This is a genomic window from Psychrobacillus psychrodurans, assembly GCF_050209195.1.
GTDB classification, from domain to species: Bacteria; Bacillota; Bacilli; order Bacillales_A; family Planococcaceae; genus Psychrobacillus; species Psychrobacillus psychrodurans.
This window is the reverse complement of record NZ_CP189791.1, coordinates 1,704,593-1,726,462: the sequence shown is the minus strand read 5'-3', so window position 1 is coordinate 1,726,462 and position 21,870 is coordinate 1,704,593. Positions and strand designations below refer to the sequence as shown.

17 protein-coding genes are annotated in these 21,870 nt (G+C 35.8%); 8 read left to right on the top strand and 9 right to left on the bottom strand.

Translation table 11 applies throughout. From position 1 onward, the window contains the following. Window positions 1-50: 50 nt before the first annotated feature. From pdxA to ACQCPR_RS08110, 3 genes are read right to left on the bottom strand one after another with little or no spacing between them, the layout of a single operon-like run. Window positions 51-1,064, bottom strand: a complete 1,014-nt coding sequence (gene pdxA / locus ACQCPR_RS08120) for a 4-hydroxythreonine-4-phosphate dehydrogenase PdxA (protein ID WP_090561641.1) — start codon at window positions 1,062-1,064, stop codon at window positions 51-53. A gap of 3 nt (window positions 1,065-1,067) precedes the next feature. After that, complete coding sequence (locus ACQCPR_RS08115) at window positions 1,068-2,369, bottom strand: four-carbon acid sugar kinase family protein (RefSeq protein WP_090561643.1); 1,302 nt, start codon at window positions 2,367-2,369, stop codon at window positions 1,068-1,070. Then, window positions 2,366-3,133: a DeoR/GlpR family DNA-binding transcription regulator gene (locus tag ACQCPR_RS08110; RefSeq protein WP_090561646.1), complete on the bottom strand. Its 768-nt coding sequence runs from the start codon at window positions 3,131-3,133 to the stop codon at window positions 2,366-2,368. The genes ACQCPR_RS08115 and ACQCPR_RS08110 overlap by 4 nt, the downstream gene beginning before the upstream one ends. Before the next feature lie 303 nt (window positions 3,134-3,436). On the opposite strand from ACQCPR_RS08110, the gene ilvA reads away from it, so the two are divergent. Continuing rightward, a complete protein-coding gene (ilvA, locus tag ACQCPR_RS08105) occupies window positions 3,437-4,699 on the top strand; it encodes a threonine ammonia-lyase IlvA (protein ID WP_427138722.1) in 1,263 nt (420 codons plus the stop codon). A 163-nt stretch (window positions 4,700-4,862) separates the two neighbouring features. Beyond that, the gene (locus ACQCPR_RS08100) at window positions 4,863-6,344 is read left to right on the top strand and encodes a catalase (RefSeq protein ID WP_340879519.1); all 1,482 of its coding nucleotides are present in this window, start codon (window positions 4,863-4,865) and stop codon (window positions 6,342-6,344) included. Window positions 6,345-6,754: 410 nt separating this feature from the next. Here the strand turns inward: ACQCPR_RS08100 and ACQCPR_RS08095 are convergent, their stop codons facing one another. The 3 genes from ACQCPR_RS08095 to ACQCPR_RS08085 are packed head-to-tail and all read right to left on the bottom strand — an operon-like array spanning window position 6,755 to window position 9,587. Continuing rightward, a complete protein-coding gene (locus ACQCPR_RS08095; protein WP_241598868.1) occupies window positions 6,755-7,552 on the bottom strand; it encodes an ABC transporter ATP-binding protein in 798 nt (265 codons plus the stop codon). Continuing rightward, window positions 7,545-8,576, bottom strand: a complete 1,032-nt coding sequence (locus ACQCPR_RS08090; protein WP_241598866.1) for an ABC transporter permease — start codon at window positions 8,574-8,576, stop codon at window positions 7,545-7,547. The genes ACQCPR_RS08095 and ACQCPR_RS08090 overlap by 8 nt, the downstream gene beginning before the upstream one ends. 18 nt (window positions 8,577-8,594) lie before the next feature. Beyond that, a complete protein-coding gene (locus ACQCPR_RS08085) occupies window positions 8,595-9,587 on the bottom strand; it encodes an ABC transporter substrate-binding protein (RefSeq protein ID WP_427138721.1) in 993 nt (330 codons plus the stop codon). Between the two features lie 232 nt (window positions 9,588-9,819). Here ACQCPR_RS08085 and ACQCPR_RS08080 point away from each other — a divergent pair, with 232 nt between their 5' ends. After that, entirely contained in the window at window positions 9,820-11,568 is a 1,749-nt protein-coding gene (locus ACQCPR_RS08080) for a GGDEF domain-containing protein (RefSeq protein WP_427138720.1), read from the top strand. Between the two features lie 391 nt (window positions 11,569-11,959). After that, on the top strand, window positions 11,960-12,097 hold the full coding sequence (gene ytzI / locus ACQCPR_RS08075; RefSeq protein ID WP_094030647.1) for a YtzI protein: 138 nt from the start codon (window positions 11,960-11,962) through the stop codon (window positions 12,095-12,097). 294 nt (window positions 12,098-12,391) lie between these two features. Here the strand turns inward: ytzI and rlmN are convergent, their stop codons facing one another. The 3 genes from rlmN to ACQCPR_RS08060 all read right to left on the bottom strand — a co-directional run bounded on the left by rlmN (window position 12,392) and on the right by ACQCPR_RS08060 (window position 18,162). Continuing rightward, window positions 12,392-13,465 carry a 23S rRNA (adenine(2503)-C(2))-methyltransferase RlmN gene (rlmN, locus tag ACQCPR_RS08070; RefSeq protein WP_090561660.1) on the bottom strand — a complete coding sequence of 358 codons (1,074 nt, stop codon included), beginning with the start codon at window positions 13,463-13,465 and terminating at the stop codon, window positions 12,392-12,394. 283 nt (window positions 13,466-13,748) lie between these two features. Further along, the gene (locus ACQCPR_RS08065; protein ID WP_427138719.1) at window positions 13,749-14,558 is read right to left on the bottom strand and encodes a sulfurtransferase; all 810 of its coding nucleotides are present in this window, start codon (window positions 14,556-14,558) and stop codon (window positions 13,749-13,751) included. A 13-nt stretch (window positions 14,559-14,571) separates the two neighbouring features. Next, window positions 14,572-18,162, bottom strand: coding sequence for a dynamin family protein (locus ACQCPR_RS08060; RefSeq protein ID WP_427138718.1), 3,591 nt, complete (start codon window positions 18,160-18,162; stop codon window positions 14,572-14,574). A 673-nt stretch (window positions 18,163-18,835) separates the two neighbouring features. On the opposite strand from ACQCPR_RS08060, the gene ACQCPR_RS08055 reads away from it, so the two are divergent. From ACQCPR_RS08055 to ACQCPR_RS08040, 4 genes are all read left to right on the top strand, one after another. Next, a complete protein-coding gene (locus ACQCPR_RS08055; RefSeq protein ID WP_090561667.1) occupies window positions 18,836-19,288 on the top strand; it encodes a chemotaxis protein CheX in 453 nt (150 codons plus the stop codon). A 199-nt stretch (window positions 19,289-19,487) separates the two neighbouring features. After that, window positions 19,488-19,610, top strand: coding sequence for a cytochrome c oxidase subunit 2A (locus ACQCPR_RS08050; protein WP_090561669.1), 123 nt, complete (start codon window positions 19,488-19,490; stop codon window positions 19,608-19,610). 21 nt (window positions 19,611-19,631) lie between these two features. Then, complete coding sequence (locus ACQCPR_RS08045) at window positions 19,632-20,108, top strand: cytochrome B5 (protein ID WP_427138717.1); 477 nt, start codon at window positions 19,632-19,634, stop codon at window positions 20,106-20,108. Further along, window positions 20,109-21,776 carry a b(o/a)3-type cytochrome-c oxidase subunit 1 gene (locus tag ACQCPR_RS08040; RefSeq protein WP_090561672.1) on the top strand — a complete coding sequence of 556 codons (1,668 nt, stop codon included), beginning with the start codon at window positions 20,109-20,111 and terminating at the stop codon, window positions 21,774-21,776. Window positions 21,777-21,870: the final 94 nt, after the last annotated feature.

The window sequence follows — 21,870 nt, the reverse complement described above, 5'->3', positions numbered from 1 at the left end:
CTATTTTTAAAATAGAAGGAAAGTAAATTACTTTCCTTCTATTATATTACTTACAATGATTCACGAGTAAATTTCGGCGCATACTCTGCAGCAAGTTTGATACACTCGTACATACTTACTTCAGAAGCAATGTTTTTCCAAGCAATATCAAATGCTGTACCATGATCAACAGATGTACGCAGGAAAGGAAGCCCATTTGTAATAGATATCGTACGGTGGAAATCCGTCATCTTCGCAGCTATATGACCTTGATCGTGATATAGAGAAAGAACCGCATCATATTTACCATGAAGTGCTTGGAAGAAAACTGAATCTGCTGGTACCGGACCATAGGCATCGATTCCATCTGCTTTCGCAAGCTCAACTCCCGGTTTAATTTCTTCTACTTCTTCCATTCCAAATAGACCGCCTTCACCTGCATGAGGATTTAATCCTGCAACAGCAAGCTTACGATTTTCAACTCCAAGACGTTGCAGAGCTTTGTCACATCTATTTAAATAATCACGAACTCTTTCTTTTGTCATTTGTGTGATTGCTTCTGCTACTGACACATGACGAGTTAAGAAGAAAATTCGCATTCCATTTACTTGGAACATTGTTAGTGGATCAGGTGCACCACCTAAATCTTCTAACATTTCTGTATGGCCGATATAAGGAACTTTTGCTGCTTTTAATGATTCTTTATTGATCGGTGTAGTTGCAATTGCTTTAACTTCTCCAGCCATTGCAAGTTCTACTGAGCGTTTGATAAATTCAAATGCTGCTTGACCGTTTTGTGCCGAAACTTGCCCAGGCTCGAATTGTTCCATATTAATATTAGCTAAATCCATTACATCAATTGTTCCATATTCATAAGAACCTTCAGAAGGAGATGTAACAACACTAACACTTAACTTTACTCCTGTTACCTCGATTGCTTTACGAAGTATGTTCGCATCCCCAACTACTAATGGTTTACACATAGTATAAAGTTCTTCTTTTGCTAAAGATTTCACTGTTATTTCAGGACCAATACCGGCCGCATCTCCCATAGGAATCGCAATAATTTCTCTTACTGTAGTCATTTCCTAAACACTTCCTTCTTCTTTTTTGTTTGTTAAAAATCTTACACATTTATAAATAGAGTATTTATCCCCTACCATGCCACCTTTAGTGATTACAGGAATGCCATCAAAAACTCCTCCTATAAAATGACCATACGCCGCTAAAGGAAGTACTTCATCCTGCAAACCGATAGCCTGCGCTTCGCTAACAGAACATAAAGCTGCTGTTACATCTCCACCACTGGAAAACATTCCATCAATTGTGTGCTCTGTTTGGTCAATAACACTATGAGTAACCCTTGCCAAGCCTTCCGTTAAACGTTTAGCAAGTATTTCTTCCGTTACCCCTTCCCTAACGGCAATTTCTTTTAAGTTTAATTTCCCCGCACCAGGTGCATAAGTAGTGATGATTAGAACTTCTTGCTCTTCAAGTTTAATAATCGCTTCCTTCATTGCGCGCTCAATTTCATCTTCCCACGTACTACTGGTAGAAGCTAAGGCCGCCGTATTTACGTAAACCGGATCAGCGTTTTTCTTTTCAATTAAGTAATTAAGCTGTCTTCCAGTTAAAGGAGTTATACTACCAACTGTCACAATGAATTTGTTAGTCAAGACATGTTGATGCGCTTTCAAACGACTATAAGATGCGGATAATGGACCTGGATCCACTGGTACGAAAATCACACCCTCAATTGCAGCCATCGATTCCGCTATATGATCGATTTCCTCATTGGTTACAGCATCTACAACAATAATCCGATTACCTGCCTCTATTTGTCTCATCATTTCTAGATGTATACTATTTTTCCCTTTTAAAACTCTTCCTAATCCTATATGAGAAACCGGATACTGACTTTGCTCACTCATAATAGTTGGCACATGGGATATCGTAATTGGATTCATAGGATCTTTTGCAACATCAGTAGACTCCACAGGTACGCCATCTACTAATAGATAACCTCCAGATAAGATACGTCCCGAATCTGGATAAGAAGTAACTACTACTGCCACACTGTTTTCTCCTAATGCATCTAATAATGTGTCTGTTTCTACTCCAAGGTTTCCACGTACAGTACTGTCGATGCGCTTACAAAACACACTTGCTCCCCATGTTGAAAGCTGTTCGTACGCTTTTAAAACTCTTGTTTGTGCAGAACCCGGCGCGCAGTATCTGCTATCTGTATCTACACTAATGGAGGTAAATCCACCAATTGTTGGTACCTCTCCTCCAAATACTACGGTAGCGCTATTAAATCCGTTTTTAGATAACAACACCCCTGTCGCATTAGCACCAGTTAAATCGTCTGCAATAATTCCAACTTTCACTTTCTCACACCCTTTATAAAGGTAGTCATTTCGCTGTATATTTCTTCTACTTCTTCTGGTAGTGATTGATCTGTTATTATAGCCGTCACAGAATCAATACTTGCTATTTTAGCAAACGCTTTCTTTCCAAACTTCTGTGCATCTACTACTAAATAAACAACTTCACTACTGTTAATCATCTCTCTTTTAATAGAAGCCTTTTCCAACGTGGCAGACGTAATTCCTAATGTAGAATGAACTGCATGTGCACCTAAAAATAGTATGTCTACATGGATTTCTTTTAACATTTTTTCTGCATATGTTCCAAAAACGGCACCAACACCATTTTGTATTTTTCCACCAAGCATAATGACATCCACTTTACTATCCATTAATTCTGCCGCAATTTTGATATCATTTGTAACAATTGTGAGATTTTCTCTCCGTTTTAGACGTTTAGCAATCTCAAAGTTTGTTGTCCCAGAATCTAGGAATACTTTCATGCCATCTTGTACTAGCGTAGTTGCTATTTCAGCAATTTCCATTTTCTGAGGGTGTGCCTCTGAAATTTTTTGTAGATAACTCTGTTCAGCAATAATAGCCTCGGGTATTGCAGCTCCACCATGAGTTCTTATCAGTTTTTTCTGCTTTTCTAATTCATCTAAGTCTCGGCGAATTGTCATAGCAGATACATCAAGCAAATTCACTAAATCTAAAATATCTACTTTACCTTTGACGGAGAGTTCTTCAATAATGCGTTTCTTTCTTAATAATGGAGTCGTCATACAATTCTCCTTTTTATAAAAACGTTTACTATGAACATATTATGTTCGTTTTTATCGATAAAGTCAACATTTTTTGTTAATTTCACATTTTTAATGTGAATAATGAACATTAAATCGCATTTTATTGTTTAATAATTTAGAATTTTATATAAAACGCTGTTGATTTAACGATGTAGTGTGTTAAAATATAGTAATCTTTATCAATAACACCTATGCGCCATTACAGCAGTCATCTCCGCATTTAGAAGTAGGAGGCTTATTCAGACGCAAGTTAAATATAAAAATGGAGGTACCGTTCCTATTATGCAATTAACAGATACGAAATCTATACAAGTCGAGAATGTTCTTATTGCACATCAGTTTTTAAAAGATGTTGTCTACCATACTCCCCTACAAAAAAATGAATATTTATCCGAAAAGTATGGAGCATCTATTTACTTTAAACGCGAAGATTTACAACATGTCCGCTCATTTAAATTACGTGGAGCATACTATAAGATTAGAACTATTGAGGTAGAGGCAAAGGAAAAAGGGGTTGTCTGTGCCAGCGCAGGTAATCATGCACAGGGAGTCGCATATGCTTGTGCACAATTAGGAATCATTGCGAAAATTTTTATGCCATTAACCACTCCCTCACAAAAAATTGAGCAAGTGAGAATGTTTGGACGTGAATTTGTTGAAATCATTCTTGCTGGGGATACTTTTGACGACTCTGCAGACAGTGCAACTGCTTATGCAGAATTAGAGGATAGAATTTTCATCCACCCATTTGATGATGCTGAAATCATTGCGGGTCAGGCTACTGTCGCGGTAGAAATTATGAATGACATCGATGTTCCTCTAGATTTTCTGTTTGGTAGTATAGGAGGTGGCGGATTAATATCTGGTCTTTCTACATATATAAAAAACGTCTCACCTCATACTAAAGTGATTGGCGTTGAGCCTGCAGGAGCTGCTAGTATGAAGGCTGCCTTTAATAACGAAGGCCCAGTCATGTTAGATTCAATTGATAAGTTTGTGGACGGCGCGGCAGTAAAATGTGTCGGAAATCTTTCTTATAATCTTTGCAAAAAATACGTAGATGATATTATCCTTGTACCTGAAGGAAAAGTTTGCACAACGATTTTAGATTTATATAACAAACATGCCATTATCGCAGAACCTGCTGGAGCCTTATCAGTTGCGGCATTGGATTTATACAGTGAAGAGATCAAGGGGAAATCGGTAGTTTGCGTTATCAGCGGAGGGAATAATGATATTGGTCGTATGCAAGAGATTAAAGAGAAATCATTAATCTACGAAGGATTACTCTATTATTTCATTGTAAAATTCCCTCAAAGAGCTGGAGCATTACGACAATTTCTTGATAAAGTTCTTGGACCAGATGATGATATTACGACTTTTGAGTATACAAAGAAAAACAATAAAGAAAGTGGACCGGCTCTTGTAGGTATTGAATTAAAAAATAGAAATGACTATTCTGGCATACTTTCTCGTATGAATGAGAATGGATTTTCCTTTAAGGAAGTAAATAAGGATAGTACCTTGTTTGAATTGCTAATTTAACGAAAACCTATGTAACATCAACGTTTGTAACGATTGATGTTGCATTTTTTATTGTACTAAAATAAAGTTTTTTAAATCTCCACACCTCAATTCTAGCAATATATTCATCCGTTTGATATAATGATTCTTGTATTATAAATATTCTAATCTAGGGGGAAATTGAATGTCAGAAAATCAAAACAACAACAACAAATTGACAACTGCAGCGGGCGCGCCAGTAGTAGATAATCAAAACTCGCAATCAGCCGGACCACGAGGACCACTTTTATTACAAGATGTATGGTTATTAGAAAAACTAGCACATTTTGATAGAGAAGTAATTCCTGAGCGTCGTATGCACGCAAAAGGATCAGGTGCTTATGGTAAATTTACTGTAACTCATGATATTACTCAATATACTTCAGCAGCTCTTTTCTCTGAAATTGGAAAAGAAACAGAAATGTTCGTTCGTTTCTCAACTGTAGCTGGTGAACGTGGGGCAGCAGATGCTGAACGTGATATCCGTGGTTTTTCTATGCGATTCTACACTGAACAAGGTAACTGGGATCTAGTTGGTAACAACACTCCTGTATTCTTCTTCCGTGATCCACTTAATTTCCCAGATTTAAACCATGCTGTTAAACGTGACCCACGTACTAATATGCGTAGTGCTAATAATAACTGGGATTTCTGGACGTCATTACCAGAGGCTCTTCACCAAGTTACTATCGTAATGAGTGACAGAGGAATTCCGAAATCTTACCGTACAATGCATGGCTTCGGTAGTCATACATTCAGTATGATCAATGCTAATAACGAACGCGTTTGGGTAAAATTCCATATGCGCTCGCAGCAAGATATCGAAAACTTAACTGACCAAGAAGCAGTTGAAGTTGTAGGGGTAGACCGTGAAAGTCATCAACGTGATCTTTACGATAATATTGAAGAAGGTAACTTCCCTAAATGGAAAATGTACATTCAAGTAATGACTGAAGAGCAAGCTAATAATATGCCTTACAATCCATTTGACTTAACTAAAGTTTGGTACAAAAAAGACTTCCCACTAATCGAAGTTGGTGAATGGGAACTTAACCGCAATCCTGAAAACTATTTTGCAGAAGTTGAGCAAGCAGCTTTTACACCAGCTAACGTTGTGCCAGGTATTAGCTTCTCACCAGACAAAATGCTTCAAGGTCGTTTATTCTCATACGGGGACGCTCAACGTTACCGTTTAGGTGTAAACCATCACCAAATTCCAGTTAACACACCAAAATGCCCTGTACACTCTTTCCATAGAGATGGAGCGATGCGTGTTGACGGTAATAAAGGAAGCACACTTCACTATGAGCCAAACAGCTATGGTCAATGGAAAACTCAACCAGAATACAAAGAACCTCGTTTAGCACTTCAAGGAGATGCTGGTATTTGGGATTTCCGCGAAGATGATGATAACTATTATGAGCAACCTGGTAAGCTTTTCAGATTGATGAGCTCAGAGCAACAAGAAATTCTGATTGATAACACAGCACGTAATATGAATGGTGTAGAGGAATTTATTAAGATTCGTCATATCATTCACTGCTTCAAAGCTGATCCTGCTTACGGACAAGGACTTGCAGAAGCTATGGAAATTCCATGGGGTAATGTCGAAGCTGCAATGGCTTAAGAAGAAAAACTTAGAGTGGCTAGTCGTAACTAAGGTTACGACTAGCCACTTTTTTAAAAAGCAAGTATATAAAGACGTCTCGTGAACACTGGATTCATTGGAGTTAAAAGATTAAACCCCTGATTTCCGTAACAGGTGGGCGCTTTTCGCGGGGTGAGCGATGAACCATCATCTGTCTCACTAATCCCGCCGGAGTCGCCACCTTCCACTCCTATCAACTGAATGTGTTGCCCTAAACAATGTAGATTTTCTTTTAACATAGTACATTTCATTATTACTAATATTAATAAAAAAACACTTACTTGCGTTAAGAAAATAATTACTTGCGAAACAGAAAATCTATCAAATATCCAGTTACCCAAAATCACAAAAAAATGAAAGAGCAGCACTTTAGCTACTCTTTTACTTTTTTATGACGATAATAGTGTTCGGTCACTCGTAAACTTTTGACCTCTAATTCGTTGGAATTCTTCCATTAGAATTTCGATTGTTAGATTTTTCTTTTCTACTTCTCCGACCTCTAAAATAATTTGTCCTTTATCCATCATGATTAAGCGATTTCCTAAGTCTAATGCTTGTTGCATATTATGAGTTACCATTAGAGTGGTAAGATTATCTTTTTTGACCAGCTTTTCCGTTAAATTTGTTATTAATTCCGCACGAGAAGGATCAAGTGCTGCTGTATGCTCATCCAGCAATAAAATGGAAGGCTGTGTAAAGGTAGCCATCAATAAGGATAATGCCTGCCTCTCCCCGCCAGAAAGTAATCCAACTTTAGCGTTTAATCGATTTTCCAGATTTAGATGCAATCTTTCTAATGAGTGGAGAAAAAACTCTTTTCTTTGTTTATCCACACCAATTTTTAGACCTCTTTTTCTATTTCTAGAGTATGCTATTGCTAAATTTTCTTCAATTGTCATAGTAGGTGCAGTTCCCGACATCGGATCTTGAAACACTCTTCCGATAAACTGAGAACGCTTAAATTCTGGTAGTTTTGTTACATCGTTATCACCTATTGTAATTTGTCCGAAGTCTGGTGATAATGCTCCAGATACCATATTTAACATGGTAGATTTACCAGCACCATTACTACCAATAACCGTAACAAAATCCCCTACTTTTAATTCAAGATTAATTTGATCTAAAGCAATTTTCTCATCTGCGGTACTTTCATTGAAAATCTTGTTAATATTGCGTAATTTAAGCAAGGTTCTCACCCTCCTTACTTTTTATCAAAGTTTGAGACTCACGAAGTTCATGACGTTTTGCTTTCCTAATTTTTTCACGACGTTTATCAAAATACTGAGGTAAAATTAGCGCAACAATTACAATTATCGCTGTGATAAGTTTCATATCACCAGTGTCCATTATTTCCACTCGAAGTGCTAAAGCTAAAACAATTCGATAAATAATAGCACCTGCTATTACTGCAAGAGTCGTACGAACAATTGTTTTTGTACCGAAAATGGCCTCGCCTATAATTACAGATGCAAGCCCGATCACAATCATACCGATACCCAAACCTATATCCGCTGCTTTAGAATATTGAGCGAACAAAGCTCCCGAAAATGCTACTAATGCATTTGACAGTCCAAGCCCTAATATGACAAGCGTATCTGTATTAACAGAAAAACTGCGAATCATTTTTTTATTATCTCCAGTAGCCCGAATCGCTAATCCAACTTCAGTTTTTAAGAACCAATCAAAAACTAATTTTATAATAACTACTAAAATAGCAACAATAACCACTGTACCCCAAGTCTTTGGAACGTACTGTATACCCATAGAAGTTAAGAATCCATTAATCGAATCATCAATACCTAAACTTCCCCACCAATTAAAAAACTGACTAAAAAGAGTTTCTGAATTCATTAAAGGAATATTGGGGCGTCCTACCGAGTTCTCAACAGTGAATCCCATTATCCGTAAATTAATCGAATACAAAGCAATCATCATCAATATCCCAGAAAGTAACGGATTAATCTTTCCTTTCGTGTGTAAAAGGCCAGTCATACAGCCCGCTAAAAAACCAGCAACAATTGCTACAATTGTTGCAATAGCTGGATGATAACCGAGAACAATCATTGCTGCGGCAGTACCTGCACCAGTCACAAAACTACCATCCACCGTTAAATCGGGAAAATCTAACACTCGGAATGTCAAATACACGCCGAGTGCCATAATTGCATATATAAATCCTTGTTCCACTGAGCCAAAGATTGCTGAAAACATAATATATCAAACTCCTATCTATTCCACAAATTCAGATTTCCACTCATCTTTCACTTCAATCCCAAGAGTATCAACAGTGCCTTTATTCAATACAAATCGCAAGTTTTGTGGATATTGAACTGGTAAATCTGCAGGTGTACTTTCACCTTTCAGAATTTTCACAGCCATCTCTCCTGCTTCGTATCCAATATCAAAGTACTCAAATCCATAAGCTCCTAAACCACCACGTTTTACCGAATCAAACTCACCAACCATCATTGGAAGCTTATGTTCATTTGCAACATCTACTACTGATTCAAGTGCTGATACTACTGTGTTATCCGTAATAATATATAAAGAATCTACTTTTCCAATTAATGATTCTGTTGCTTGTTTTACTTCTGCTGAAGTAGAAACGGAAGCTTCAACAACATTTAATCCAACTTCAGCCATCTGTTCTTTTACTGCATCTACTTGCGCTCTTGAATTTTGCTCACCAGAGTTGAAAACCATTCCAACATTTTTAGCACCAAGTTCATCCTTCAAAAATGCAATTGTGCTAGGAATAGCTTCTGGCTGGGTATCTACAGTACCAGTAACATTTCCACCTGGACTTTCCATTGAATCAACAAGCTCTGCACTCACTGCATCCGTAACGGACGTAAAGACTACTGGAATATCTTCTGTAACAGCAGAAACGGCCTGTGCGCTAGGAGTTGAATTAGCAAATATTAAGTCTACTCCCGAGCTTACTAGATTATTTGCAATTGTTGTATTGGCACTATTATCATTTTGTGCATTTTCTACCTGGTATTCTACCACTAGTCCAGCATCTTCAATCGCTTTTTTGAAACCATCATATGCTGCATTTAATGATGGGTGCTCAACGATTTGAGTAACCCCAATTTTAAATTTATTTGTTTCACCTTTTATTTCTGATTCGGTAGATGTAGACTTATCTTCACCACATGCAGCTAAAAATAGTATTGCTGCTGATAAAATCACACTTAGCTTCTTCTTGTTCTTATTCATCTTCTAAATACCCCCTATTAGCAATACATCAGCGATTCAACTCGCTAAAGCATTATGATAAAGCAATGTTACACTGGAAATGCATAATAGTCAATAACATTATGAATTATTAAAAAATTTTATAGCGTTATGTGATCGTTACAATTTCTTAACATAGAAATCAAATGTAGGTGACAATTCTTCTTTAAACTATAAATTAGGATATTTTGCTTTATTTTAGGGGGAAATTAAAATGGCAATTTTAGAAAATGATTATTATGATCTTTTTAGTTATATTTTAGAAGAAAAAGCTATAGAAACAGTTTTCCAACCAATTATTTCACTACAAACTGGGCAAATATACGGTTATGAAGCATTAACGAGAGGACCGATTAATACCGTATTATATAATCCCGAGAATTTATTTGATTATGCATTGAAGACCGGAAAGTTATGGGAGCTTGAAAATGTTTGCAGAGCAAATGCATTGAAATGTGCACATGAATTACAAGCTGAAGGGAAACTTTTTTTAAACGTAAATCCCAACGTTATGAATGACCCTAAGTTTAAACAAGGGTTTACGAAAGAATTTTTGTCACTTTTTCAGATGGATCCTGATTCAATAGTATTTGAAATAACTGAACGGGAGGCTATCAACAACTTAAAGGATTTTATAAATACGATTGATCACTATAAAAGACAATATTATCAAATCGCTATTGATGATGTAGGATCCGGATACTCTGGACTAAATATTATTACGGATGTACGTCCGCATTTTATAAAGTTAGACATGAAACTAACCCGTAACATTAACAAAGATAGAACAAAACAATTGCTCGTTAGAAGTTTATGTGAATTTGCTAATTATTCACAAATACATATTATTGCAGAAGGCATTGAAACAATGGAGGAATTACATACACTGATTGCTATGGGAGTGCATTTCGGACAAGGATACTATATTCAAAAACCAAATTCGAAGTTATTTCCAGTTAGCAGCGAGTTAATAAGTATTATCAAAAAAGAAAATAACCGAAAAAATAGTATTATTTCTAATCGTCTAACCGACACATCAATTGAACATATCGCTACTCCCTTACATATGATTTCTAGTGATATGCCTATCTCCAAAGTTAGTAAATTAATGGAATCAAATGACTCCCTTCCTGGTTTTTGTATCAAAGAAAACAAAAAGTTAATTGGAGTAATTACAAGAAACAAACTACATTTGAAATTCAGTGGTCCTTATGGATACAGTTTATATAATAAAAAACCAGTATCAGCAATTATGAGTAGACAATTTATGAAAGTAGATGCTAGCACACCTATAGATGTTGTTGCTAAAATCGCTATGAAACGAGATCCATTACACTTATATGATTTCATTACAATTACGAAAGAAGAAAATTATTTCGGTATTGTCACCGTCAAGGATTTATTGGAGAAAAGTATGCAACTAGAAATTGATTATGCGAAGCATTTAAACCCACTTACAGAATTACCGGGGAATATTATAATTGAACAACAGCTACAAAAATGTATTGAATCTTCGAACGATCTGATTGTTCTCTATTTAGATATTGATAATTTCAAACCGTACAATGATGTATATGGATTTGAAAAAGGAGATAAGGTAATTATAGACCTTGCCAAAATATTAGAGAAAGTTTGTCCTTCTGAAGGATTCATCGGTCATATTGGTGGAGATGATTTCATTCTAATTACAGATATAGCTAGATGTAAAGATGTTTGTGAAGAGATAATTGAACAATTCAATCAATCCATTGAGCATTATTACTATGCGTATGATTATATAAAAGAATATATTATCTCAAAAAACAGGCACGGAGTAGAAGAACAATTCCCTCTCTTAAGTATTTCAATAGCAGGATTAACAAATCGAGAGAGTCATACTATTTATGAACTTTCAGAGAATGCAACAAAACTAAAAAAACAATGCAAGCAGTTGATAGGAAGTAATTATTTAATTCAGTACTAAATGAGTCAGTTTCATAATTACTTGTTTCATTTAAAAGTACGATTGTTTACTTAATATCGCAATATATTATTCGTTTTTTTAAAAGCGATCCAGTTGATTGGAGTGGCAGGCGGCGACTTCAGCGGGAACAGCGCGAGCTGAAAGCCCCAGAGGAAAGACATTAACCGCAGGAGCATATGTTTTCCTAATCACGAGGAGATTGAAGCCGTGCCCGCGGAAAGCGTCCGCCTAGAGCGGAAATCAGCGTTGTCCTGATTTAACTATATAATATTCTTTATGAAATTGATTCAAATGAGTAAGTTTAACAAAAGCAAATTGTGGAATCTGAACAACATTTGATATACTCTTATGCTATGATGTAGCTAACAACTCATTATTAGGAGGATCTTGGATGATTACCGTAATAATCATTGGTATATTTATATTCCTAATTGTTTTAGGGCTCACAATTTTCACTATAAATAAAGGATACGCATTTAAGCATACAATTGACGAAATACCTGTAAAAGACGATAAGAAAAACCGGTGAAAAAGCGGTCCGGTTCTTTAAGTTCAAAAACTGTATCCAACACTTTCGAAGTGACTTGGACATACTTGTAGCTATATTATTACCGCTAGATTTTTTGGATAACTAGAGAAATGCTGCTTTCTTATTCATGAAAGAAACCTACAGGAATGCAGTGACAAAGGGATTAAAGCAGTGCACGCAGAAATATAAAACCCCATGAACCCAGTGTTCACGGCACATTTTTATAAATTTTCTTGTCTTTAAAAAAACGCATAGCCACAATGGCTAATGCGTTTTTTCGTTCATATAAAATTCTTAATTGGAAACTTTTACTTTATCTTTTTTAATTTGTTTACTTCTCAATTGTCCACATGCAGCATCTATATCTGTACCCTGCTCCATCCGAACACCACAATTAATACCTTTGTTTTTCAATGTTTGGAAGAAAGCACTAATAGATTTTTCACTACTGCGTTGATATTGACCGTGCTCATCTACTGGATTGTACGGGATTAAGTTTACATACGAAAGATGACGTTTGTTTTCTAGAAGTTTTGCAAGTTGTTGCGCTTCTTCTACATGATCATTCACATCTTTAAGTAGTATATACTCAAATGTTATTCGGCGATTTTTCTTCTCTAAATAATAGTCCACTGCAGCCATTACTTTTTCAATTGGAAACGCTTTGTTGATGACCATAATTTTCGAGCGAAGTTCATCATTTGGTGCATGCAAGGAAACGGCAAGATTTACTTGGATATCCTCTTCTGCGAAATCCATGATTTTCTTCGCAAGACCACTTGTCGAAACAGTAATATGACGAGCACCAATAGCAAGTCCTTTTTGATCATTTACTGTTCGCAAGAAATTCATAAGGTTTTTATAGTTATCAAACGGCTCCCCAATACCCATTACAACGATATGGCTAACACGTTCTTCTTTTTGAATTTTGTCTAAATGGAATTGCACCTTCATAATTTGTTCCACAATTTCCCCTGCATCAAGATCACGGCTCTTTTTAAGCAATCCACTTGCACAGAAGCTACATCCGATATTACAACCTACTTGCGTCGTTACACATACTGAAAGACCATACTTAAAGCGCATTAGTACTGTTTCGATTAAATTTCCATCCTGCATTTCAAAAAGGAATTTAATCGTTCCATCCGCTGATTCTTGTTTTACACTTTCTTTTAGCGTCTGTATGACAAAGTTTTCTTCTAATACTTGAAGACAATCCTTATTTACATTTGTCATTTCCGCAAAGCTTTGTACGCGTTTGATGTACAACCAGTCCCAAACTTGTTCAGCCCGGAATTTCTTTTGACCATGTTCCATTAGCCATTCAATTAATTGATCTCTAGTTAGACCATATATAGATTTTTTCATTATTAGCCCTCATTTCATGCGTATACAATTTGCCTATTATACTATAGTTATTTACCCAAGACAACTTATTATACTGGAAATAAGGTTGAAAAGAAATATTTATGCTCGTTTAACTTTATTCAGCATGTTTTTTACGTTCAGATGGAGTCCACATCGTTAAAGCCTCCGGCGGATGCCACAGATTTTTAAAGGGATTTACCGAGCGAGCTCGAAAAAAATCTTGGCGCACTGTTTTCTGCGACGAGCTTGCGCAGGAGCAAATATGCCAAGGCGTATTTGATTATTAAGTTTCCACTTCATTCTCTCTTATCCAATCACTATAGCTACCAACATATAGCTGGACATCTTCGTAGCCAGCCTCTTTTAAACATCCATACAATGGCGCCGCTGTAACACCACTACCACAATAAGCTATAACTGGTTTGTCATTTGGAGCCAAGTTACTCAATTTTTCTTGTAACTCTTTCTGCCCTAAAAATTTTCCATCTTTTTTGAGTTGCTCCCAGTCAAAGTTTATCGCAGTTGGAATATGACCAGCAATCGGATCAATGGGCTCACTTTCACCTCTATAGCGGACATTGGATCTAGCATCTATTAATTGACCATCTTTTTCGTTTGCAACAACTTGTCTTACTTCATCTATTGTAAGTAATCTACTGTTGTTCCACTGGGGTATCGTAGTTGAGTGTGTTATGACAGGCTCGATTTTAGATACTAAAAGTTTGGTCTTCAATTCTTCAAATCCAGAACGGGATACATATATATTTTTAAAGCCTGCCCATTCCAACAAGAAATATGCACGTAATGCAAAAGGAACAGCTCCTTGGTCATAAATTACGATAAAATCATTCAGGTTTAAACCAGCTTGCTGAACAAGGCTTGTCATTTTTTCCTTAGAAATCATCGGGTGGCGACCATTTTGGCTGAACATATCAGATAGATCATCTTCTAAATCCCAATATATTGCACCATCTATATGTTCCTGATTATACATAAGACGCCCTGCATTTTTATCACTTAAGTCAAAGCGAGCATCGATAAAACGGGGATTATTCTCTAAAATCTCTGCTAATTCTATAAATACTTTAGCCATATAACCACTCCTTTTATAGTTGTGCGTATACTGTTTTCCACATTTGAAGTGTTTCTTCTTGCTCTAATAATTTTCGTTCGGCATCGATTTGAGTAATCGACTCTTGTAATAACTTCAAACGTAAAGCCTCCGATTCAATATCAGAGTATTGCTCAATCCAGTTGCCTAAACGCTCTTTTTCTTTCGTTAAGTACTCATCTGCCTCTACCTTAGATTCATCAGATAACGTATCACGTAGTTTTTCTTTTTCATTGTTTTCAAAAAAGCTTTTAGGATTTTTATAGTAGGATTTAACGTGTTCATATTTAACAATATTATCAAAAGGCCCTACAAAATCCAGAAGTTCTCTCTCCATAACTTCATGCGGACTAAAGGTAAAACTTAAATTCCAATCTTTGAGTACGCGTATTTCTTCTTTTTCTAATTGAAGGATTTGTTGCTGAATATATTGTAGTATACGGAAATTTGAGACACGCATTTCTTGTTCTAAGTCGAAACGTATCATTTTAATAATATCTTTTAAAGCAAGATCCAATGCAACTGAAGCAGAGTTATTAGCAAACAACGATGGATTATATGCTTCTTTGAAGAACTCATTAAAACGATAATATACACGTTGCAACACATAATACAACAGCGTATCTAGCTCCTGCTTTGCTTCTTTTGCAATTTGTGTAGATTTAGAATTTGCATAACGCTTACGAATATTTTGTTCTTGAGTTCGAAGCTCTATTAATCGTTGTTCTTTTCGTGCAAGATTTGCTTCCGTCTGTTTTATTAAACCAAGTAATTTCGATTGCTGGCGAGTTGCTTCCTCTTCTAGTGCTGAAATGGAAATTTGCTTTAAATCTTTTTCTAGAAACTGATGAAATGATTCTTCAAATTGTTGTATTCCTTCATGCAATGATAATCCACCGAGTTTCTCTTTTAATCCTTGTAAGCTAGATACTCCATACACTCTTGGGAAACGTATACCAAATCTTTGAAGTTCATCGTGGACATATTGTTTTACTAAATTGGCTTCCTCTTCAGAGTCTGCTAAATCGATTGCATTTACTACGAAGAACATTTTATCAAGCTCGAATGCATCCTTAACTCTTCCTAGCTGTATTAGGAACTCACGGTCAGCTTTAGAAAATGCATGGTTAAAGTACGTTACAAACAAGACAGCATCAGCATTCCGAATATAGTCAAAAGCTACACCGGTATGTCTAGCATTAATCGAATCTGCTCCAGGAGTATCTACAAGTGTTACTCCTAGTCTCGTTAATTCACAATCATAATAAAAATCAATGAAGTCTACAAAACAACTTTTGGATTCATCAGCGACAAATTGTCCAAATTCATCTCCAGAAACGTGTAAAACATTCCCTAATTGCTCCTTAAATGTTGGGTATCCTTTATAAAAGGCTGTAACAAACGATTTGTGTACTTCCTCTACTACCTTCTCCTTCATTACAGAACTAGCTTTTTCAAAAGCTTCCTCTAATGTTTGAATACATATTCCAAGCTGTTCATACGCATAAGACACATCTTCTAAAATCTGTTCCTTCGATTTTAAAACAACGTCAGCAGTATTATGCAGATGGTGTTCTGTCACAGGATGAATCTTATTAATAGCGGCTGTTGTAGGATTCGGTGAAACTGGTAGTACATTCGCTCCCATTAATGCATTTGAGAAGCTAGATTTGCCAGCACTAAATGCACCAAACAATGCGATGGTAAATTGCTGATTTTCCACTCTTAGTGCTTTTCTTTTAATCGATGCAGCTGCTTCTTCAAAAGCAGGTAATTCTGCTAATACTTCTCCTATTCTTTTGGCACGACTCACTACAGCCTCTGCCGAAAGAAAATCTTCTTCACGCTTTACTTCCACTACCTCTTCTATATTTAAAATCGGTTCCTCAGAAGAATACTCTTGCTCAACATACTCAGTTATAGAACTTTCAAATTGAAGTCGTTCATGTTCCCAGTTTTTTAATAATTCATCGCGATCCTTCCTAATCGATAAAGAAGGAGTATCAACTGTTTTTTCAAATGTTTGTATTCGAGTATCTATTTCTTCCAAAGCATGTATAGCTAATTTTTTTTCGTTAAGATCCTTTGTTTTCGATTCAATTAGGTCTTCATCTTCCATTGGACTCTCTTCTATATAATGTATATTCTCTTCTTTCCATACATCCGTTTGAGTAATATAATATCTATTCACTGCTTCTGTAACTCGATTGGCAAAATTTAAAATTGCATTTCCAGTTGTACTTGCTCCTTCATGTACTGAATTGTCGATCAGGATAGAAGGAATACTAAATTGCATTTCATCGATTTGTTGAATTTTTTCTTCTGTTAATAACGAAAGGTCTTTTAACATACGCTTCATCAATAATTTCATATGAGTAGTTATATTAGTAGAAATAATTTTTTCTAGCATGCTGATAATGTCATTAAGTCTTCTTTGTCTTTCTTCTTCTGTCTTCTTTTTACTACCTAAAAATCCCACTTTAAAGTTTGACTGCTTACTTTCAGCATAAGACTTTAAAGCCTCCCGCATTTCGAACGTCATAATGGAAGCATTTTCTAGTATGTTTTTCCGTCGGTCTTCAAAAGTCTCTTTCCATAGAGTTACATCTTGAAGCTTTACTTGTGTTTGAGCCAGTTCCAATTGTTCTAAAATATCTTCTTTGTTATTCCACTCTTCTTCACTTAGCTGACTCTCAAAGGTTTCAAAACATGCCGCTTTTTCATCCTCTAAAAAATGTAAATGCTCATCTTTTAACTTTTCTAACGTCGCGTTAGCCAGTGTAAGATAATACTCCTCTTTGTTTTCAATAGAACTAGTAACTATTTGTTGAACCTGTGAAAAATCATTATGTATAAAATCATTATTTTTTAAGCTTGTATAAAAAATTCCTTTTGGATCGACAGACCAAGATTTGAATGCATCTGCAACTGATTGCTTATAGGCTGTAAAAGGTAATTCTTCCTCTCTATGTTTATCCACTTGGTTTACGATTAGATATACATTTTCATTATAATGAAGCAATTGTTTCGTAAATTGAAAGTTTAGCTCTGACTGTACATGATTATAATCCATAACGTAAAAAACTATATCAGCCAAATGCAATGCAGACTCAGTGGAAATACGATGTGCGTCATCAGTGGAGTCAACCCCAGGGGTATCCATTATGGTAATTCCTTCAGGGAGACTAGAACCAGCATGACCTATTTCAATTTGGGAAACTTTACTTCCATCTTTTGAGTATTTTTTAACTAATTGAATATCATACTCCCCAGAAAACCTAACTGGTGGCTGCTCCACAAAGTGGACTAAAGCATAGTTTTCACCTGTATTTTGGACAGTAACGATATTTGCAGAAGTTGGAATCGGGCTAGTTGGAAGTAATTGTTCATTAACCAAAGCATTAATCATACTAGATTTCCCGGCAGAAAAGTGACCTGCAAACGCAATTGTAAATGTTCCTTTTTCCAATTTCCCAGCAAACAGTTTAGATTTACGATAGCGTTCATCATCATTATTTTGTTGGAAAACAGTTGCAAGTAATGCATTTTGTTCTTTTATCTTTTGTAATTCATTTGAGTTCTGCATATTAAAAGTATATCTCCTTCATAATTCGACAATGTACATCTATCATAGCAAAAATTTAAAGCCTGTAACAATATTCTTTGACTCTTTTATATAAATGAAAACCATTAATTAATCGCAGTTTTGAGATGCAAACGCTCTCATTTTACTTTTTGCAATACCTTTCATCTATAGTTACCACCCTTAATGTTAGAAGGATACTCAGTGTAGATTTGCTCTTTCTAAAACTTAGGATAAGTAATACTGTGATTTACGTTTCAGATGGTGCTTTACTTGGGCAGTATCCAAGCCTCCCAGCATTGCGACCATCCTAGAAGGCTCATGCGTAGCGTGCGTCAAGCACACATCTGTGTAAAAAGCATATATAACCTTCCCTACCAAAACGATAAACAGAAAAAATGACTCTATTTGTATGCACAAATAAAGTCATGTGGGTTATTCATATTATTTTGGTCTTTGGCGCAGTAGACTTTAAAATATATACAGTTAACACACTGTACACTATAAGAGATGCTCCAATTATAATTGCCAACATATAAATCGCCCTCTCAACTGAATTTGATATTCATTCTCATCGACATAATACCATAGTATATTTTAAAATTCTACAATACCTATTCTTTTTTCCTATATTACATGATAAAATTGATACATCTATACTAGATGGAGGGAAGAAATGAGCGCTTCAAAACATATACAAACAATTTTAAATGGAACCATCCAATCATTAAAATCAGTCATACCAATTGCAATGGATATTAAATCCCCTTCCTTAATGGTTCAACCATTCGAACAAAAAGAAATGGGTGTACTAATAGGAATTATCGGTGATATTAAAGGGCGTATAATTATTGACTCCTCAGCTGAATCCTTTTCTGCAATTGGAGCAACCATGTTCGGCATGCCATTAGAAGGTGAAATGCTCGAATCATTTACAGGCGAACTTGGAAATATGGTCGCAGGAAATATATGTACCTCCGTTGCAGGAAATGGCGTTGAAATTGATATTACACCACCTACTGTTATAGTCGGCACTACTCGGTTATTTGGATTTCAACATGCTTTCAAACTTCCAGTAGAGATTGAGAATGTTGGTGAGATGACAATTATCTTAACGATAGATGAATAAAAAGCAGAGCCTCCTTTTTAAGGATGGTTCTTTTTTTATGTAAAAAATTCATTCTAATTAAGTAATTACTCATCTATACTTTCACATTTCACATATAGTTCACAGTTTGCATCCGTTCGTGTGATTTTTATCACATCATCTATTAACCAATCAATTTATTATGGAATTATACAAGTTGAATAGGAGGAGGTGTAAGTAAATGTCGAAAAAGAAAGAAAAAAACCCTGATTTAAAAGGAACTCTTTATTCTGTTGGTTTTGTTGGTTTATTTATATTAGTTTCTTGGTTCATGGCATTTTACTTATTCATTGATAGATTTTAATTTAATGGAGGTTAAAGACTTATGCATATTCATAAGTATGAAAAATGGTGGCTAACTTTTGGGATTAGCTCATTGGTATTATTTTTATTTATAGTAGGTTTTAGTGCATTTCATTATGGCTCACATCCCCCAACTGGAAAAGTTTACATCGATCCTGAGCGAGTTGATGAGATTGTACCTTTTAATAATCCAGGGGTTCATAAAGTAGAAGGTAAAGAATGGGATTATGAAGTAGTGCTAGTTGCATCTGCATTCTACTATAATCCGCCTGAGATTGAAGTTCCATTAGGTTCCACCGTAAAGTTCATAGCAACTACTAAAGATGTTGTCCATGGATTTCAAATTGTAGGAACAAATATTAACATGATATTAGAACCAGGTTATGTTTCAGAATATGTAACAACGGTGGACAAATCTGGCGAGTTTTTAATCTTATGTAATGAATACTGTGGCATAGGACATTCTACTATGACGTCCATGTTTAAGGTGGTGGAGTAAATGACAACGATTAAAGAAAAAGCAAAAGAATTTACAAAGGTGGATCGTCGTGATGGTAAGTTAGCCCTTGCTCATATATATGTAGCATTTATCGCATTATTCATCGGAGGTCTTTGTGGGTTATTACAGGTTTTAGTTCGCTCTGGTAAGTTTACACTCCCTTGGGGAATCGGTTATTATCAAGTTTTAACTGTTCATGGTGTGTTACTCGGCCTTATTTTAACAACATATTTTATACTAGGATTCCAAATTGCTGCTATGAGTAGAACTTCTGGAACTTTTACAAACAAACAACGTTCACTAGGTTGGATTGGTTTCTGGATAATGACTACTGGTACGATTGCAGCTGCAACTATGGTATTACTTAATGAAGCTTCTGTATTATATACATTCTATGCCCCTCTTCAAGCACACTGGATTTTTTATGTGGGAATGGCATTAGTAGTAGTAGGATCATGGATTGTTGGACTAGCAAAAATTATGAAGTATAGAGAATGGCGTAAAGTGCATCCAGGTGAATCTAGTCCCCTTCTATCCTTTATGGTAATTGTCAATATGGCAATGTGGATTATTTGTTCTCTAGGTGTAGCTGTGGAAGTTGTATTCCAATTAATTCCTTGGTCATTGGGCTGGGTTGATAAAGTGGATGTTCTGCTTTCTCGTACATTATTCTGGTATTTCGGTCATCCATTAGTTTATTTCTGGTTGTTACCTGCATATATGGTATGGTATGTCGTGATTCCAAAAATTATTGGAGGAAAAATTTTCTCTGATGCCTTAGCAAGACTTTCATTTATGTTATTTCTATTGTTCTCTATACCTGTAGGATTCCATCATCAGTTAACAGAACCAGGGATTGAATCATTTTGGAAGTTTTTACAAGTAGTTCTAACAATGATGGTAGTAATTCCTTCTTTGTTAACAGCTTTCTCCATGTTTGCTACATTTGAATTACGTGGTAGACAACTTGGTGGAAAAGGGTTATTTGGATGGGTTAAAAAACTGCCTTGGAAAGATGCTAGATTTGCTGTACCATTTATCGGTATGGCCGCATTTATACCTGCCGGCGCTGGGGGTATTATTAACGCATCCCACCAGATGAATCAGTTAATTCATAACACTATTTGGGTAACAGGTCATTTCCATCTAACGGTAGCAACAACTGTAGTTCTAACATTCTTTGGTGCTTCCTACTGGTTATTACCTCATCTAACTGGTAGAGTGTTGACAAAACAAATGAATAAGCTTGCTATTATTCAAGCAATCGTTTGGACTGTTGGTATGTCAATCATGTCAGGTGCTATGCATATCGTTGGATTAATGGGAGCTCCGCGTCGTTCGGATTTTTCTACCTACGGTGGTGCAGAACAAGCAACTGACTGGATACCTTACCAAATAGCACAAGCAGTTGGTGGTACAATTCTATTTGTTGGTATCATTTTAATACTATATATTGTGGTAAATCTGTTGTTCTTTGCTCCTAAAGGTGAAACAGAGTTTCCTGTTGGAGAGGTTTCGGAGAATGCAGAAAAAACTCCTATGTGGTTGGAGAATTGGAAGATTTGGCTAACAATATGTATCGCTTTAATCTTGTTTGCTTATACCGTTCCAGTTATAGATATGATACAAAATGCTCCGCCAGGCTCAAAAGGATATAAATTCTGGTAATTAGATAATAATAGAATGGTTAGTCGAGACATATGTCAAGACTAACCATTTTTATATTCTCCACTAGTATTGTAGAGAAGTATCCGTTCATATA

What these genes read in the sequence shown, in the direction of transcription:
- pdxA (WP_090561641.1), bottom strand. Translation starts at nt 1,064, where the DNA reads ATGACTACAGTAAGAGAAATTATTGCGATTCCTATGGGAGATGCGGCC.
- ACQCPR_RS08110 (WP_090561646.1), bottom strand. Translation starts at nt 3,133, where the DNA reads ATGACGACTCCATTATTAAGAAAGAAACGCATTATTGAAGAACTCTCC.
- ilvA (WP_427138722.1), top strand. Translation starts at nt 3,437, where the DNA reads ATGCAATTAACAGATACGAAATCTATACAAGTCGAGAATGTTCTTATT.
- ACQCPR_RS08100 (WP_340879519.1), top strand. Translation starts at nt 4,863, where the DNA reads ATGTCAGAAAATCAAAACAACAACAACAAATTGACAACTGCAGCGGGC.
- ACQCPR_RS08090 (WP_241598866.1), bottom strand. Translation starts at nt 8,576, where the DNA reads ATGTTTTCAGCAATCTTTGGCTCAGTGGAACAAGGATTTATATATGCA.
- ACQCPR_RS08085 (WP_427138721.1), bottom strand. Translation starts at nt 9,587, where the DNA reads ATGAATAAGAACAAGAAGAAGCTAAGTGTGATTTTATCAGCAGCAATA.
- ACQCPR_RS08080 (WP_427138720.1), top strand. Translation starts at nt 9,820, where the DNA reads ATGGCAATTTTAGAAAATGATTATTATGATCTTTTTAGTTATATTTTA.
- ytzI (WP_094030647.1), top strand. Translation starts at nt 11,960, where the DNA reads ATGATTACCGTAATAATCATTGGTATATTTATATTCCTAATTGTTTTA.
- rlmN (WP_090561660.1), bottom strand. Translation starts at nt 13,465, where the DNA reads ATGAAAAAATCTATATATGGTCTAACTAGAGATCAATTAATTGAATGG.
- ACQCPR_RS08065 (WP_427138719.1), bottom strand. Translation starts at nt 14,558, where the DNA reads ATGGCTAAAGTATTTATAGAATTAGCAGAGATTTTAGAGAATAATCCC.
- ACQCPR_RS08060 (WP_427138718.1), bottom strand. Translation starts at nt 18,162, where the DNA reads ATGCAGAACTCAAATGAATTACAAAAGATAAAAGAACAAAATGCATTA.
- ACQCPR_RS08055 (WP_090561667.1), top strand. Translation starts at nt 18,836, where the DNA reads ATGAGCGCTTCAAAACATATACAAACAATTTTAAATGGAACCATCCAA.
- ACQCPR_RS08050 (WP_090561669.1), top strand. Translation starts at nt 19,488, where the DNA reads ATGTCGAAAAAGAAAGAAAAAAACCCTGATTTAAAAGGAACTCTTTAT.
- ACQCPR_RS08045 (WP_427138717.1), top strand. Translation starts at nt 19,632, where the DNA reads ATGCATATTCATAAGTATGAAAAATGGTGGCTAACTTTTGGGATTAGC.
- ACQCPR_RS08040 (WP_090561672.1), top strand. Translation starts at nt 20,109, where the DNA reads ATGACAACGATTAAAGAAAAAGCAAAAGAATTTACAAAGGTGGATCGT.